Below are 16,460 nucleotides of genomic sequence, written 5' to 3' on the forward strand. Positions count from 1 at the left end.
TCGGTGTCCTGGGTCGACGCGATGGTCTGGAGCCGAGCGGTGCCGTCCAGGTGAACGACCGCCGGGACGCGTTCGGCCCAACCGGGCCGCATGCGGTGCTCGAAGATCATGTAGGGATCGGGCGTGCCGGGGGCGAACACCTCCGGCGCGCGGTCCTCCAGGCAGATGGGCGCGACGGGCCGGTACGAGGCGCGGTTCTTGATGTCGTTGAGCCGGTCCTTCATCCGGGTGTCGGTCGCGGGCGCCAGGATGCTCCGGTTGCCCAGAGCGCGCGGGCCCAGCTCCGCCCGGCCGGACAGGACGACCACCGGTTCGCCCTCGGTGTGCAGGAGGGCGGCCAACTGCCGTTCGTCGCAGGGCTCTGCCCGCCACCTGTCGGGGAGGGTGCCGGTGGTGATCCTCGGTCCGCGGTAGACATCCCACTCCAGCGCCGTCCGGCCGCGCCGGAACATCTCGCAGGCCGCTGTTCCGATCGCCGCCCCCGCGTCGTTGGGGAAGGGCGGGACGAAGACCTCCTGGAAGACTCCGCTGGCCCGAATCGCGGTGTTCCACTTGATGTTGAGCGCGCAGCCGCCGCCGAGCACCAGGTTGTGGCCGCCGTCCGGAAAGCGGCTTCGCACCGCCGCGGTGAGCCGCTCCAGCAGGTTGTGGCCGATGTACGCCTGATAGGTGGCGATGAGGTCCGCGTTGGACAGGCCCGGCAGCAGCTCGTCCCGGTTCGCGGCGACCTTGTCGCCCAGCATGCCCACCTTGTCCACGGGGAGGTCGCGGAACTCTGCCATGAGGTCGTCGAGGACGGCGAAGGCGCCGGTCTCGACCCGGCCCTTGGCCGCGTACGCCATGGCCTTCCCGGCGACGGAGAGGTGTTGGCGGATGTACGTGTCCGACGTGACGTCGTCGGTGTTGAGCAGGTACGGCTCGAACCGCGAGCAGAAGGCCGCGAAGCTGTTTCCGAAGACGGGCATCAGGGCCTCGACGAAGGTCACCTCACGGGTCGCGGCCCGCACCTGGTAGAGGCGCGGCGTGATGATGCCGTCCCAGACCACGACGAACGCGTCCTCGCCCCTGGCGGCGAACGGACTTGCGCAGTAGGTGCCGATGAGATGGTTGGCGACGTGGGTGTAGCCGGCGTAGTCGTCGAAACCATGGCCGCTGAAGGTGCGGCGGCGCAGCGGCCCGTCGTCGCCGGGGCCCTCGACGTACGGTGCGACCCGCAACCACACCGGCAGACCACCGGCGTTCACCTTGACGGCCGGCTCGCCCTCGGCGTCCTTCGTGTACCAGCCGTCGACCACGAACTGGTCGACGTCGGCGGGTGACAGACCCTCCGCGGCGAGGATCTCGGTCACGCGTTCCAAATCTCCGAGGGAGCTGTAGCGTTCGCCGTTGTTCAGCTTCTCGATCTCGTAACTGAAGAGGAGGCGGCCGTCTTCGATGACGGCGACCCCGCCGTCGTGCGATGCCTTGATCCCGCATATGAGCATGTGGTCAGCCACACCTTTCTGACCGCAGGGCGGCCTGGAACCCGGAATTCACGTCAAGAGGAATTTCATTCATGGAAAGGAATTTCATTCACGCGCCATCAGCGGTGGTTCAGCCGTACCGGCAGTGAGTGGAGCCCGCGAATGATCGTGCTGGTACGCCACCGCAGGACCTCGGGGTCGGCCGCGAGCCGCATGGCGGGGAACGCGTCGAGCAGGGCGCCGAACGCCGCCCGCAGTTCCACCCTGGCCAGCGGCGCCCCGAGGCAGTGGTGGATGCCGTGTCCGAACGCCAGATGGCCGCCGTCAGTGGGCCTGCGGATGTCCAGCGCATGCGGATCGTCGAAACGCCGTGGATCACGGTTGGCGGAGGCGATCGCCAGCAGCACGAAGTCGCCGGCCGGGATCTCGACGCCACCAATGGTCAGGGATTCCGTCGCGGACCGGAAGGAAGCGTGCTTCAGCGGGCTCTCCAGCCGCAGGAATTCCTCGACCGCGCCGGGAAGGAGGGAACGGTCCTCACGCAGTGCTTCCCATTGGTCCAGGTTCCGCATCAGGTGAAGCGTTCCGTTGCCCAGGGCGTTGAGAGTGGTCTCGAAACCGGCGACGAACAACAGATAGGCCGTGGAGACCAGTTCGACCTCGGTCAGCTGGTTGTCGACATCGTGTGCCGAGACCACGGCGGCGAGAATGTCGTCGGAGGGCACGCGGCGTTTACGCTCGATGAGTTCGCCGAGATACTCGACCACCTCGGTCGTGGCGACGGCGGCCGCTTCGGGTGAGTCTCCGGAGACGAGCGCCTTGGACCAGGACTTGAAGTTCTCCTGCTCCTCGATCGGCACACCCAGCAGCAGACAGATCGCCCGGATCGGCAGCGGAAACGCGAAGGCGTCCAGCAGGTCCACAGTGTCGTCGTCCGAGAGGGCATCGATCAGCTCGCCGGTGATCTGCTCGATCTCCGGCCGGAGCTTTTCTACAGCGCGGCCGGTGAATGCCTTGCTCACGAGCTTGCGCATCCGGGTGTGGTCCGGCGGGTCGGAGTTCAGCATGTGGCTGGCGATGGCCGGTGAGAAACCGGCACGCCTGTTGCTGTCCGGCTCGTTCCGCGCGAACAGCCCGTCCAGCCTGTTCAGATCGGTGCTCAGCCGGGGATCCGCCAGTGCGGAGCGCACCGTCTCGTATCCGGTGATGAGCCAGACGGGTTGCCCGCCGCACACGGGGACTCCTGGGGGCAGCATCACCCGGTGCGTCGTGCCTTCGGCGCTGAGCTTCGCGTACACCGAGTAGGGGTCCTGCACGAACGCGTCGTCGAGTTCCAGCGGGGTGGAATCCTGATCCATGGGCGCATCCTCGAAAATGTTGTTGGTTTCACGCGCCGAACGGGGCGGGGGAATCGCTGAGCCTCGCGTCCCGGACCGCGGTATCACCGCCGCGTCCGGCGCCACGACGCCGGTTGCTCCTGGATTGAACATCTCTGCGACCAGGGAGGCCAGGTCGAGCGCCTGGCCTCCGTTGAGGCGCGGGTCGCACGCCGACTCGTACCTGCGGTGCAGGTCGTCGAAGCCCAGTTCGGCGCCGCCGCCGAGGCACTCGGTCACGTCCTCGCCGGTCAACTCCACGTGGAGTCCGCCGGCGTGGGTGCCCAGCGCCTTGTGCACCTCGAAGAAGCGGGCGACCTCGGCGAGGATGTCGTCGAACCGTCTGGTCTTGTGCCCGCTGGGCGCCTCGAAGGTGTTGCCGTGCATCGGGTCGCACACCCACACCACAGGCGCGCCGGAAGCCGTGACCTTCTCCACGAGCTCCGGCAGCAGGTGCCGTACACGGTGCGCACCCATGCGCACGATGAAGGTCAGCCGGCCCGGCCGCCGGTCGGGGTCGAGGCGGTCGATCAGGGACAGCGCCTGCTCGGGCGTGGCGGCGGGGCCCAGCTTCACCGCGATCGGGTTGTCGATGGTCGCGAAGTAGGCGACGTGGGCGCCGTCGAGCTGTCTGGTGCGGTCTCCGATCCACAGCATGTGGCCGCTGCCCGCATACCTTCGGCCGGAACGCGGGTGGGCGCGGGTCAGCGCATCCTCGTAGTCGAGCAGCAGTCCCTCGTGGCTGGCGAACAACTCCGTGGTGCGCGACGGATCGCCGCCGCGCGCGTCCTCGTTCTCCTTGTGCGGTCGGCGCGGGTCGGTACCGCCGCGGGCGTATGCGCGCATGACGTCCAGGGTGTGGCGCGAGGCCTCGTACATTCGAAGCAGCCGGGCCGGGTCCGGTCGTCGTTCGGCCTCGCTGAAGCCGATGCCGTTCACCGCGTCGCCCCGGTAGACCGGAAGCGTGCGCCCGTCGACGGTCTCGGTCGGCCGGGACCGGGGCTTGGCGTACTGCCCGGCCATCCGGCCGACCTTGACCACCGGCACCGCCGACGCGTATGTCAGGATCAAGGCCATCTGTTGCAGGAGGCGCAGTTTGCCGTGGACCGCCTGCGTCGAACGGCGGTCGAAACGTTCGGCGCAGTCGCCGCCCTGCAGCAGGAACGCCTTGCCCTCCGCCGCCCGGGCGAGTCGTGCGGTGAGCGTGTCGCACTCCTGGGGCGTGACCAACGGGGGCGAGGCCGCCAGGTGATCCGACACATCGCCGAGCTCGGCCTGGCCGGGCCACTCCGGCCGCTGGTGGGCGAGGAGTGTCCGCCAGTGCGCGGCGGCGTCGCCGGTGCGGGTCATCACGACCTCCGTCCGCTCCTCATGGCCGGGCGGTACGGGGTGGCCGGCGCTGGACCCTCTCGACGAGGTCGTGGCTGATGCCCAGGTCGTCGAGCAGCAGCTGCAACGGTCCGGTGTCCCGCGGGGGCACGGGACGGGACGCGGCGCACTCGCGCAACTGAGAGGTGTCGATCTCGAAGCCTCCCTGGGCCGCCACGGTCACCCAGGGCTCCAGGTCCGCGGAGCGGAACGCGGCCAGCCCGGTGACGAGCGCCTCGTGGAACATCTGCTGCTGTGCGGCGTCCAGGTTCCGGTAGAGCGAGCCGCACAACTCGCGGAACACCACCGCGTGTCCGCTCTCGTCCCGCCGGTGCAGATCGGTGGTGATCCGGTTCATCGGCTGGATCTCCCGGGCGGTGGCGAGTGTGGAGAGGAAGCCACTGATCGTCGTCTCGGCGGCCAGGGAGAACGCGATGTCGACGATGTCGCGGTCGAACCCGGACAGTCCGACGCGGACCGCCTCCAGTCCCTGGACGACCGACCAGACGCCCGGGGCGAACCGCACGTCCTCCAGGCCGCGCCGTCTGCGGGTGACGCCGACGGCGTTGTGGCACATCAGGATGTGGTAGTGCTCGTCGATGATCGTCTGGTGCAGCGCGTCGACGGCGACGTCGTCGCGGCGGACAGGAATCCGTTCCTGCAGCATCAACCGGCAGGCCGGCAGGATGATCTCGTCCTCGATGGCCGCGGTCTTGGCGTTGTAGGCGATCCACGCCGCGGACAGGATGCGCTCGCGGGCGTCCCGGTCGAGCCGGTCGGCACCCGGCAGGCCCAGCACCGGGACGAGGTGCTCGGGGAAGTCCGGCAGCGCCGCGTCGAAGTGACCGTCGAGGTCGAGCTCGTCCTTCTTGACGGCCACTCGCTTCCCCCAGCGGAGCGTCAACTGCGCCAGCAGGTCGCGCTCGTACTCGGGCACTTCACGTGCCGCGGTCATCGGGAAACCTCCTTCATGGGTTCACCACGGGAATCAGGCGGGCGTCGGCCGGAACGGCGAGCTCGGCCAGGCGCGACTGCCAGCGCTCGGCCGCAGCGGCGTCCGTGTCCTGGAACCGGCCCAGCCCCTCGGTGACCGGCCGGATGCCGTGCAGGGCGTTCAGCGTCCAGACGGGCACACCGGCGAGATCCGGCGCGGTGGCCTGCTCGGTGACGACCTGGTGCCCCGCCGTACGGGCGAGCTCGCCGAGCAGGGCGCGGGTGATCCCGGGGAGCAGGCCGGGGCCGGGTGGTGGCCCGCACAGTGTGTCGCCCCGCCACCAGACGATGCTCGTGGACGCCCCTTCGACCACATGCCCTTCCGCCGAGACCAGCAGCGCCTCGTCGGCTCCCGCCGCAGCGGCTGCGGCGCGCAGCGAAGCCAGGTGGTCCAGGTCGGCGCCCTTGACGGCCGGCAGCCGACGACGGTCGGGGCCCGCCGCGGCCCACAACCGGACGGTCGCGGTACGCGGTGGCGCGGGGCGCAGCCACAACCGCTGCCGCGTTTCCGACTCTGTCTCCACGAGTTCGACGCGAGGAAACCAGCGGCCTCGCGCGGGCAACGACTCGGCGACCGCCCGCAGGAACCGGTTCGTCCGTACCGCTCCCGGTCCGGAGAACCGGTCGCAGGCCGCACCGAAGCGTTCGGCGTGCCGGTCGAGTCCCCGCACCCGCCCCTCGTCCACGAACCAGGAGTCGATGACCAGCACCGTCCCGCCGGCGTCGGCCGTCGACCATCCGCCGTCGGCGTCCCACCACCGGCGGACGCCCCGGGCGGTCTCTGCGCCCGTCGTTGTGCTCGTCGCCGTGTTCATCGTGGGGAGCCGCCCACGTCCGACACCTCCGGCGCACGCCAGGCGCGGAGCGACGCCGCCGCCTTGAGCAGCATCTCCTCGTACTCCTCCTGCGGGTCGGAGTCGAGCACGATCGCCCCGCCGGCTCCGATGGTCAACCGGTCACCTACGCGGACCGCGGTGCGGATCACTATGTTCAGGTCCGTGCCACCGGAGAGGCCGAAGTAGCCGAGGGCGCCGGAGTAGACACCCCGGGCCTCCGTCTCCAGGCGGTCGATGATCTCCATGGTGCGCAGCTTCGGTGCCCCGGTCATCGATCCGCCCGGGAAGCACTGCCTGGCGCAGTCGATCGCGCTGACCCCGTCGTCGAGCCGTCCACGAACGGTGGAGACCAGTTGGTGGACGGTCTCGTAGCTCTCGACGGCCAGGTACGGGTCGACCTCGATGCTGCCCACCTCGCACACCCGGCCCAGGTCATTGCGTAACAGGTCGACGATCATCAGGTTCTCGGCCTGCGTCTTGGCGCTCGATGCGAGGGTGGCGGCCAGTTCGGCGTCGCGCACCGGGTCGGCGTCACGGGGGGCCGTGCCCTTGATCGGCTTGCTGGTGACCGTGCGGTCCCGCTCGATGCGCAGGAACCGCTCCGGCGAGGAGCAGAAGACCGTGACGTCGCCGAGGCGTAGGAGTGCGGCGTACGGTGCCGGGTTCGCCCGGCGCAGCCTCAGGTAGAAGGACGTGCCGTCGTCGTGGAACGGCATGTGCAGCTTGTTGGTCAGGCAGATCTCGTAGCTCTCGCCCCGGTTCAGCTGCCGTCGGCTCTCCGCGATGTCCGCCAGGTACTGGCTCCGGTCGCGGCCGAGGTATTCCTCGGCGTTCGGGGGCGGGCCGGCGGCGGGTTCGCGCGGCGGCTCGGCGTGGGCCGGGTGCAGGCCCGTCAGGAGCGCGGACGTCCGTTCCACCCACTCCTGCGCGTCGTACCGGGTCCGCTCGTCGTGGACGGCCACCAGGTAGGTCAGCCCCTCCTGATGGTCGACCGCGATGACACGGTCGGCGAACATCCAGACGGCGTCCGGCGTTTCTGCGGTGTGGCGGGCCGTGGCCCCGCACTCGGCCTTCAGTTCGTAGCCGAAGTAGCCGACGTAGCCGCCGGTCAGGTCGAACGGCAGGTCCGAGGCGGGAACGCGCCGTTCGCGCATCCGCTGCTCCAGGAGGTCGAACACGCTGCCGGTGACGAGGCGGACGCCGTTGGCGTCGCGCACTTCCACTGTCCCGCTGCCGGTGCGGTAGGTCAGGACCTCGCTGAGCGGACCCGATGTGTCGCCGAGGAACGAGAACCGGGACAGGCCCTCCTCCACCCTGCTGCTGTCCAGCCAGAAGCAATACGGGATGTTGTCGAAGAGCGTGAGGAAAATGGCCTCGGAATCGGCAGCGGTCGACACGGCCGCGCTGATGATTCCCAGTCCCTCGACCGCGGCGGGTGTGTCGTCGGACAGTGCGGTGCCGGAGTCGGTGACGGTGACGGAGTCCGTGACGGCGGCGGTGACGGACGGCCGTTGTCCGTGCCGCGTCCGGCGGGTCAGTTCGGCGAAGTTCCGCAGGATCTCCCGCCCGTACTGGGAAGCGATCGACTCGGGGTGGAACTGCACGCCCCACTGCGGCATATCGCGGTGACGCAGCCCCATGAGCACACCGTCGTCAGCCCACGCGGTGGCGACGAGTTCCTCGGGCAGGGGCTCCTCCACGCACAGCGAGTGGTAGCGAACCGCGACGAATTCACGCGGAACTCCGGTGAACAGCGGATCTCCCCCGTGTGAGACCTTGGCCAGGTGCCCGTGCCTCGGTTCGGGCGCGGCGACCACCGAGGCTCCGGCCAGGTGCGCGATCAGCTGATGGCCGAAGCAGACGCCCAGCACGGGCAGCGTGGTGCGGCGCAGCAGGTCGCCGAGAAGGCCGACGTCGCGGGGGTTCTGCGGCCGTCCGGGGCCGGGCGAGACCACGATGTTGTCGAAGTCCTCCAGCCTCAGGCCGGACAACTTCGGATCGTCGTTGACCATGACGACCGGCTCCTGGCCGTTGATGTCGGCGATCAACTGGTACAGGTTGAAGGTGTACGAGTCGTAGTTGTCCAGCAACAAGGTACGCATCACGGACCGTCCAAGAATTTCCGGAGTGCCTGGACGTCGCCCGGTTCCACGGTGATCCCGAAGATCTCCCCGGGAGCGGAGAGCAGCTCGTCCACATCGAGTTCCCGGAAGGTCGCCGGCTCTCCAGGACGTATCTCCGTGAGAGTGCTGCCGGCGAGGAGGTGCCTCACTTCGGGCTGTGTGCGCTGGAGGACCATCCGGTGGTTGAACGGCGAGCGCGGGTGAGTCAGGCAGAAGTGGTTGAGGAGCTCGAAGTCCGACGGATAGCGCGCGTCGGTGGTGAACCCGTAGAGCTCTGCCGGACCCTCAGGTCGCAGGAACCGCAGCACGTGTTCACCATTCGATTCCCGCACCAGGTCAAAGGGCCAATCGCCCGCCAACCGCGCGTTCTCGGCAAGGCGGATGGGGACGTGCGGCCCGTACGCGCCGAAACTCACGTCGTGGAGCCAGCGTTCGCCGTCGAGCTCCACGCACAGGGCCACGTGCAGGGCCGGCCCGAACTTGCTCCCGGTGCGGATCCGCGTCCTGCCGGCGAACGCCGTGAACGTGAACCCGATGCGGTCCAGCACGGCCGCCATCAGCACGACCTGTTCCAGGCACCAGCCGCCGCGGCCCTTGCGTACGATCTTCTCCTGGACGCTGTCCAGGTCCAGCGGCACCGCCGTGCGCCCGAGCAGCGCGTCGAGGTTGTCGAAGGCGATCGCGTCGACGTGGGCGGCGTGCAGGCCCCGCAGTGTGGAGAGGTCCGGGGCCACGTCGCCCTGGTATCCCACGCGGGTCAGGTAGGCGTCCAGGTCGACGCCGCTCCCCTGCCACAGCGAATCTGTCACACGCGGCTCATCGTTCATGTGAACTGCCCGGCGACCACGGCCGCGAGAATGATCCAGCCGAAGTAGGTGTTGGCGACGAAGGTGTCCCAGCACGATGTCGGATCATCCAGGTCCACTTGGACGACCAGAGAGGACAGAAAGACTCCCGCGACCACGACGATCGGGTAGAACGCCCACCCGATCGACGTCTGCGAACCGGCCCACAGCACGCCGCCGACGCTGAGTACGACGAAGAGCGCCAGCCACGCCTTGGTGGCCTTGCCAAACAGCAGGGCGGAGGACTTGACACCGATCTTCCGGTCGTACTCCTTGTCCTGATGGGAGTAGATCGCGTCATGGATCAGGGTCCAGAAGGCCCCACAGGCGTACAGACCGAGCACCGCGAGCGGGTAGTCGGCGCTCCCGGTCACCGCCGTCCAGCCGATCATCACATAGACGCTCATGACCAACGCCAGGAACGCCGAGGGCCAGAAGAAGACGCGCTTCATATAGGGGTACGCGACGATCAGCGGGTACGAGGCCAGGGCGACCAGGGCTGTCTCCACGTGCGCCACCGCCAGGACCAGCAGTGCGACCACGCCCTGCGCGGCGGCGAACAGGAGTGCGTTCCGTACGCTGATCCGCCCCGACGCGACCGGACGCGACACGGTGCGGGCGACTCGGGCGTCGACGTCCCTGTCGACCACGTCGTTGACCGCGCAGGCCGCGCCGCGCACCAGCACCGCGGCGACGGCGACAAGCACCACCGCTGACAGGTCCGGTCGTTGCCCGGAGGCGAGGACGACGGCCCACAGCCCCGGAAGCAGATAGAGCACGTACCCCGTAGGCCTGTCCAGGCGCATCAACAGGAGATACGCGCGGACCGAATCCGGGCTTTTCGTGACGACGCCCGTAGATATCTTGTGCAGCATCAGGATCCGATCACCATGTCACCGGAAGTTGGATCAACCCGCCGATCAGCGTGTTGTGGCGCAGTCTCAGGTCCTCCACCCCGACCGCCAGACGCAGGGTCGGGAAGCGCGCGACGAGCTGGGTGAGCACCACCTGCAGCTGCATCCGGGCCAGCGTCGCGCCGACGCAGTAGTGCGCCCCGTGGCCGAACATGAGGCTGCCCGTGGTGTCGCGTGTGACATCGGCCCGGCCGGGGTCGGCGAAGGCCGTCTCGTCGTGGTTGGCCGCGATGATGTTCAGCAGTACGAAGTCGCCGGTCCGGATGGTGACCTCGTCGATCTCGAAGTCCGTCAGCGCGTAACGGGGCATGCCTCCGTTGTGCGGGTTCGGCATCGACATCCGCAGGGTTTCCTCGACCGCGCCGGGGACGAGACCCGGGTCGCGCAGCAACGCCTGCCACTGCTCGGGGTTGGCCAGCAACAGCGACACACAGGTGCCGATCCGGGCCACCGTGGTCTCATAGCCGCCGAACAGCAACAACGCCGTCAGCCCGATGACCTCGTTGTCGCTGATCCCCTCGGTCGCGCAGATCTTGGAGATGGCGTCATCGCCCGGATACCGCCGTTTGTCGGCGACCAGTTGTCGGCAATAGCCGAACAACTCGCCCAGCCCCTCCTTGGACCTGACCGGGTCCCCGACGTTGGCGGCGTCCTGGGTCCAGCTGCCGAACCGCTCCTTGTCCTCCTGGGGCACGCCCAGCCACTCGCACATCACCTGGATCGGCAGAGACAGCGCCAAAGCCTGGCGCAGGTCCACCGGCGGCTTCTGTACGGCCAGTTGGTCCAGGAGTTGCCCGGTCAGTCGTTCGACGTAGGGCCGCAGCGCCAGCATCCGCTCGGGTGAGAAGTGCGGCTCCAGCAGCGCACGCAGCCGAGCGTGGTCGGTGGCGAAGTCGCCCAGCAGGCCGGCGAGAAGCGCCGACCCGCTGTCCTTCGCCGCGGCCTCCGGATCGGGATGGGAGCGGCCGAGCCGGTCGTCGTCGAGCAACTGCCTCACCCAGGCATGACCGGTGACCAGCCACGCCTCGTCGCCCTCGGCCGTACGAACCCGATGGACCGCGCCCCGGGATTGGAGCGTGCGCAGCTCTGGCGCGAGTTGCAGCACGTTCGTCTGCTCGAAAGGCAATTGAGCTGGGGTACTCACTGACGGCCTCCGCCGGAATCGAGGTTCGGACCACCTTGTCGAGGACGATCACGACGTACTGGAACTCGTCGCCCCGGAGTCCGTCGAGGAACGACGAGGAAGGCAGACCCGCCGGCCGGCCCCCATGGGGCGGGCGCAGAATCGCCCGGCGGCAGGGTGACCGGAATCCGGGTGGTCGCGTGGTGGTCATGCTCCCAGCGCTCGAACTCGCCGCGGACGACGGGCGGGGCCTGGTTGTCGTGGGTGCTGGCCGTGATCATGTGATCCGTTCCGGATACCGTCCCTGTCGGGAGTTACGGGTCATGGCGTGCGGTTGACGATGCGGTCGAACAACGCGGTCAGTTCGGTGGACGCGGCCGGGGACAGCTCGGCTCGTCCGAGGTCCTCCAGAGCCGAGTCCAGGTGGCTGCGGGACAGCTGCTCGGCCGTGCGCCGACCGCCGGACTCCTCGACGAGGTCGGCCATCTCCTGCAAGTACGCCGCCGTGGTGCCGTCGGCGTGCCACAGCCGGCCCAGTCGCCCGCCGGCCGGGCCGCCCGCGGACAAGGCTGCCAGCACCGGAAAACTCGGGTTGCGCCGCAGGATGTCGCTCCGGACGGGCTTGCCGGTCACCGCGGGGTCGCCCCAGATGTCCTCGACGTCGTTGAAGATCTGGAAAGCGAGGCCCAGATGCCTGCCCGCACTGCGCAGGGCGGCCAGGACGTGCTCCGGTTTGCCCGCCCGCAGGGCGGGCGTCACCAGTGCGCACACCAGCAGCGCGGACGTCTTCTCCTCCACGATCCGGTCGTACTCCGCGATGCTGTCGCCCGACCCCAGGCGGACGGTGAACTCGCGAGCCTGGCCCGAGAGAACCAGACGGAGGGCTTCGGCGAACACGCCGGAGATCTCCGCACGGCCGGCGCCGGGGTCGTCGACGACCAGCTGCAGCCCAAGGGCCTGCAACGCGTCCCCGGCGAGGATGGCCAGACCGGCGCCGAACACCTTCCACGCGGCCGGGCGGCCGCGGCGCAGTTCGTCCCCGTCGATGATGTCGTCGTGGATCAGGGTCGAGTTGTGCAGCAACTCCAGTGCCGCCGCCTGGCACCGCACGTCCTCCGGCCGCAGGCCGACTCCGGCAGCCGCCGCCATCATGAGGGCGGAGCGGGTCAGCTTGCCGCCCTCCGCACTGCCGGGGTCACCGTGTTCGTCGATGAAGCCGAGATGGTAGGAGCAGATCCGGGCCAGGGTCGGCTCCAGTGCGGAAACCTGTTGCCGTATGACGGGCGATACCGTGGACTGCGCCATTCTCGGTGGCAGGAAGGCTTGGAGCCCGGTCGACGAGGTATCGAGTGCGCTCATCGGGATTCTCCTCCGGTCGCATGCCTTGTCAATTCCGGGTCAGATATCTACGCGCATGGGGTTCGCGAATTACGCCACCGAAAATCACCGTGCTGGATGTTTTGCGCAAATATCGTCCCGGCGAACCCGGAGTGGTGCTGCAGAATTTGCGTGACTGTTCCGACCGCCATCCTGAACGACCTCTCCTGCGCGTGTCAACGACGCAGCGTGAGCATCCTCGACTTTAGGAAAAACCCCAAAGAAGACGGCGTAAGACCTCGATTAGACTACCCTGCGGATTGGTAGCCGCCGGGCCGTGTCAAGGCTGTATTCGAGTCCGGCCATTAAGCCAGGCGTTACCGACGCGGACATGTCCGCGAGGTTGCCGCTGATCGGGCACGCGGACCACGAGGGTGCCTCCGGACGCGCTCCCGACCGGACACTGAATGCTTGAGAGGCGGAATGGCCATGTCGGTTGATTCTGGGCAATTACATGAACACCGGTTGTTCGATCCGTATGGCGCACATCGCGACGACCCGTATTCATTTCTGGCCGGCATCGAAGAGACGGAGTCGGTGTTCTACGCCCCCTTGCTCGACGCGTGGTGCGTCGCCCGGCGCGAGGACATGGTTGCCGTACTACGGGACGACCGGAACTTCTCGGCGCGCGACCACAACCCCCGCTCCACGGTCGAGTTGCCCGGGGACGTGACTCGGATGCTCCGCACGTGGCGCGGTGCCGATGCCGTGGCCGTCGGCTCGCTCGATCCTCCCGAGCACTCCAGGATCAGGGAGGTACTCAACATCGGGTTCACGCCGGCCAGGGTCAGGGCGTTCGAACCCACGGTGCGCGCGATCGCCACCGATCTCGCCGAGCGTGTCGCGGTCGAGGCGGAGTTCGACTTCATCACGGCTTTCGCCGTTCCGTACGCCCTTGAGGCGATCTGCCGGCGTCTCGGCATCCCGGACGAGTACCTCGACCGCTGCCGCATGTGGTCCGAGCAGCGCATCGAACTCATGATGCTGCAGCGCTACACCGATCCCGACCGGGTGCGTGAATGCGCTCGCGGGCTGATGGACTTCGGTGCGTTCTCCCGATCACTCGTGCAGGAGCGGCTCGCCTCACCGCAGGACGACCTGATCAGTGAACTGCTCCACGACGGCAAGGCGGGCGAGACGCTCACCGCCGACGAGGCCGCCGTCCAGATCCCCACACTGATCTTCGCGGGGCACATGACCTGTGCCGAGGCGCTCGGCACGATCCTCTTCCAACAGCTTCAGTCGCCCGGCGGCTGGGCCAAGGTGGTCGACGGGACGATCTCCACACGGGACCTTGTCGAGGAGGGGTTGCGGTTCGACAGTCCGCTGGCGGGCATGTATCGGACCGCGCTCCATGACGTGGTGGTCGGCGACGTCCCCCTGGCCGCGGGGAGCCGACTGCTTCTGCTGTACGGAGCGGCCGGCCGGGACAGCCGCGCCCACGCGTGTCCGGCCGGGTTCAGTCCAGGCAGTGGGTCTGCCTCGCATCTGGCGTTCGGCCACGGCATCCATTTCTGCCTCGGGGCCGGATTCGCCCGCCTGGAACTGGAGACCGCGATACAGGCCCTCGCCGCCAGGATGCCGAATCTGACTCTGGCACCGGGGCAGGTGCCACGTCACCGGCCAGTGTTCCCGCTTCGGGCGCTGACCGAGCTGCGGGTACGGGTCGGTCGAGCCGACGTCCCTGTCCCGCATCCGGTGGTGGCGGAGAGTGGTGAAGGCCGTTGACGCCAGCGTGAGGGACGCCGACGAGCTTGTACCGACGGTACTCTCGGGCCATTTCCCGCCGGCCGTTGAGGCTGTGGCTGGTGCGGACGAGCGACGCGCGGCCCGTTGACCGGGCAGGCCAGGGCTATGGCCAGGGAGTCGACGGGCCGGGCGGGATCACGTCCTGCGGCACAACCTGTGCGAAGCCGCCCTGAGCGATGTGAAGGCACCCGGTACCTGCTGGGCCGCCGTGCTGGGCTTGGGCCTGTACGACGGACCCGCGCGAGGGGCCTGCGGCTGACCGGCGAGGGCGGGCCGCTTGCCGAGGCGTCGAGGGCGTGTGCGGATCGTCGGCGAATCCCTGTAGGTGGAGCTGCTGGTGCGCTGCGAAGAGCAGCTCTCGGTGTTTCACCGAGAGAACTCAGCCACAACCACCGCCGCACCCGAATGCACTGGAGCACCAGCCCTCTGGGTGGAAATAAAATTCGCTCAGCATCCAGACCATTTTCACCTCCAGTTGACTGTCCGTGTGAGCGACGAGCAAATTCATGCTTTCGATTCGCATCACGTGCAACGACGACTATGTCCGTGCCGCCTGGACACACGATTCCGACCAAGAAGTCGTCACTCGGTAAATACTGCCCACATTTCGCGAGGTGGTCCCCCTGACGACCAGTCGGCTCTTACCCGAAGAGCCCCGACATCATCAGCTGTCCAAGAAATCAGAGATTTCCGTCCTCGCCACCGCCAACCCCGGGGGCCTGGACATCATCCGTCCGGTACCGACGAGTCGGCGCTGGACGCCACCGAAGTCTCTGCGGCGCCTGATGGGTCCGGTGGCTGCGGTGGTTCTCTGGTACGTCCTCAGCGTCACCGGCATGGTGTCCACCACCGTCCTGTCGTCCCCGGTGGACGTCGTCCGGGCCGGATGGGAGATGATCGGCAGCGGCGCGTTGCCGAGTGCGATCGGCACTTCGGTCCTCCGAGTCCTGTACGGCTTCCTGTTCGGCTCCACGACGGCGGTCGCCCTCGCTCTGATCGCCGGCCTGTTTCCCCTCGGGGAGGACCTGGTCGACTCGTCGATCGGCATGCTGCGCACCATCCCCTTCGCCGGTCTGGTGCCGCTCTTCATCGTGTGGTTCGGCATCGAGGAGACCCCGAAGATCGCCCTGGTCGCCCTGGGCGTCGGCTTTCCGCTGTATTTCAGCCTCTACGGCGCCGTACGAGCCGTCGACAGTCAGCTCATCGAAGCCGGCGGCATTCTGGGGCTGAACCGTCTCGGCCTGATCCGGCACGTGATTCTGCCGGGATCGCTGCCTGGAGCCCTGGTCGGCCTGCGGCTGTCCCTGGGCACCGCCTGGCTCGCGCTGGTCTTCGCCGAGCAGCTCAACGCCGACACCGGCATCGGGCATCTGATGGCCCTGGCCCAGCAGAGCTTCCGCACCGACGTGCTGGTCATGTGCCTGGCCACCTACGCGTCCCTCGGAATGGTCGGCGACGGCATCGTCCGCGTACTTGAGCGCCTGTTGTTGTCATGGCACACCTCATTCGAAGGAGCGTGACGTCGCCATGACCGAAACCCCGATCTCGCTCTCCGACGACCGGACGCCGTCGGCCACGCATGTCGAAGTGCACAGTCTGACCCGGCGTTTCGACGACCTTGCCGTGCTCGACCAACTGGACCTGGAGCTGTCGGCGGGAGAGTTCGTCGTGATGCTCGGCGCCAGCGGCTGCGGCAAGAGCACACTGCTGCGGATCCTCGCCGGGCTGGACCGGGAGTTCGAGGGAAGTGTCGCGGTGCCGGAACGCCGGGCCGTCGCCTTCCAGGCTCCCCGGCTGATGCCCTGGAAACGGGTCTGGCGCAACGTGGTGCTCGGGTTGCCCGGCCGGCCGGACCGGCAGCTCGCCGAGTCGTACCTCGAAGAAGTCGGGCTGACCCGGCACGCCGAGGCATGGCCCAGGACGCTCTCCGGTGGTGAGGCGCAGCGCGTGTCGCTGGCCCGCGCCCTGGTCCGTGAACCTCAACTCCTTCTGCTCGACGAGCCGTTCGGTGCCCTCGACGCCCTCACGCGGGCAAAGGCTCAGCGTCTGGTCGCGCAGCTCTGGCAGAAGCACGGGTGCACGGTGCTGCTGGTCACGCACGACGTCGAGGAGGCACTCCTGCTCGCCGACCGCGTGGTGGTGATGCGTGACGGGGTGATCAGCCGCGAGGTCCGCGTGGACCTGTCGCGCCCTCGGGACATGACCGACCCCGAGTTCGTCGAACTGCGCTCCCAATTGCTCACATGGCTGGGCGCTCTGGATTCCCAAGGGACAAGTGGCTGACAGCGATGAG

General features: G+C 68.3%; 12 protein-coding genes and 1 pseudogene. 3 read left to right on the plus strand and 10 right to left on the minus strand.

Annotated elements, in window-relative coordinates; translation table 11 throughout:
• The 10 genes and pseudogenes from I8N67_RS38610 to I8N67_RS38655 all read right to left on the minus strand — a co-directional run.
• Nucleotides 1–1,484: carbamoyltransferase N-terminal domain-containing protein (locus tag I8N67_RS38610; protein WP_200308966.1), on the minus strand; the 1,484-nt coding region annotated here is incomplete at its 3' end.
• A 98-nt stretch (nt 1,485–1,582) separates the two neighbouring features.
• On the minus strand, nt 1,583–2,953 hold the full coding sequence (locus tag I8N67_RS38615) for a cytochrome P450 family protein (RefSeq protein WP_307835502.1): 1,371 nt from the start codon (nt 2,951–2,953) through the stop codon (nt 1,583–1,585).
• Nucleotides 2,939–4,189: pseudogene (locus I8N67_RS38620) on the minus strand (3-deoxy-7-phosphoheptulonate synthase class II); the annotation flags it as partial. The pseudogene I8N67_RS38620 and the gene I8N67_RS38615, both read right to left, overlap by 15 nt.
• 19 nt (nt 4,190–4,208) lie before the next feature.
• Nucleotides 4,209–5,162, minus strand: coding sequence for an AurF N-oxygenase family protein (locus I8N67_RS38625; RefSeq protein WP_200308967.1), 954 nt, complete (start codon nt 5,160–5,162; stop codon nt 4,209–4,211).
• Between the two features lie 13 nt (nt 5,163–5,175).
• The gene (locus I8N67_RS38630) at nt 5,176–6,015 is read right to left on the minus strand and encodes an aminotransferase class IV (RefSeq protein WP_200308968.1); all 840 of its coding nucleotides are present in this window, start codon (nt 6,013–6,015) and stop codon (nt 5,176–5,178) included.
• A complete protein-coding gene (gene pabB, locus I8N67_RS38635; protein WP_200308969.1) occupies nt 6,012–8,138 on the minus strand; it encodes an aminodeoxychorismate synthase component I in 2,127 nt (708 codons plus the stop codon). Before pabB ends, I8N67_RS38630 begins: the two co-directional genes overlap by 4 nt.
• A complete protein-coding gene (locus I8N67_RS38640) occupies nt 8,138–8,968 on the minus strand; it encodes an arylamine N-acetyltransferase family protein (protein ID WP_200308970.1) in 831 nt (276 codons plus the stop codon). Before I8N67_RS38640 ends, pabB begins: the two co-directional genes overlap by 1 nt.
• Before the next feature lie 14 nt (nt 8,969–8,982).
• On the minus strand, nt 8,983–9,879 hold the full coding sequence (locus I8N67_RS38645; RefSeq protein ID WP_200308971.1) for a UbiA family prenyltransferase: 897 nt from the start codon (nt 9,877–9,879) through the stop codon (nt 8,983–8,985).
• 10 nt (nt 9,880–9,889) lie between these two features.
• On the minus strand, nt 9,890–11,044 hold the full coding sequence (locus I8N67_RS38650; RefSeq protein ID WP_234046970.1) for a cytochrome P450: 1,155 nt from the start codon (nt 11,042–11,044) through the stop codon (nt 9,890–9,892).
• A 318-nt stretch (nt 11,045–11,362) separates the two neighbouring features.
• Nucleotides 11,363–12,400, minus strand: coding sequence for a polyprenyl synthetase family protein (locus I8N67_RS38655; RefSeq protein ID WP_234046971.1), 1,038 nt, complete (start codon nt 12,398–12,400; stop codon nt 11,363–11,365).
• Between the two features lie 441 nt (nt 12,401–12,841).
• Between I8N67_RS38655 and I8N67_RS38660 the strand changes: the two genes are divergently transcribed.
• The 3 genes from I8N67_RS38660 to I8N67_RS38670 all read left to right on the plus strand — a co-directional run bounded on the left by I8N67_RS38660 (nt 12,842) and on the right by I8N67_RS38670 (nt 16,450).
• Nucleotides 12,842–14,146 (plus strand): cytochrome P450, encoded by a 1,305-nt coding sequence (locus I8N67_RS38660; RefSeq protein WP_234046972.1) that lies wholly within the window; start codon nt 12,842–12,844, stop codon nt 14,144–14,146.
• 806 nt (nt 14,147–14,952) lie between these two features.
• Nucleotides 14,953–15,687 carry an ABC transporter permease gene (locus I8N67_RS38665; RefSeq protein WP_200308973.1) on the plus strand — a complete coding sequence of 245 codons (735 nt, stop codon included), beginning with the start codon at nt 14,953–14,955 and terminating at the stop codon, nt 15,685–15,687.
• Between the two features lie 7 nt (nt 15,688–15,694).
• Nucleotides 15,695–16,450 carry an ABC transporter ATP-binding protein gene (locus I8N67_RS38670; RefSeq protein ID WP_200308974.1) on the plus strand — a complete coding sequence of 252 codons (756 nt, stop codon included), beginning with the start codon at nt 15,695–15,697 and terminating at the stop codon, nt 16,448–16,450.
• Nucleotides 16,451–16,460: the final 10 nt, after the last annotated feature.

The sequence above is a fragment of the Streptomyces adelaidensis genome, from assembly GCF_016598475.1.
GTDB classification, from domain to species: domain Bacteria; phylum Actinomycetota; class Actinomycetes; order Streptomycetales; family Streptomycetaceae; genus Streptomyces; species Streptomyces adelaidensis.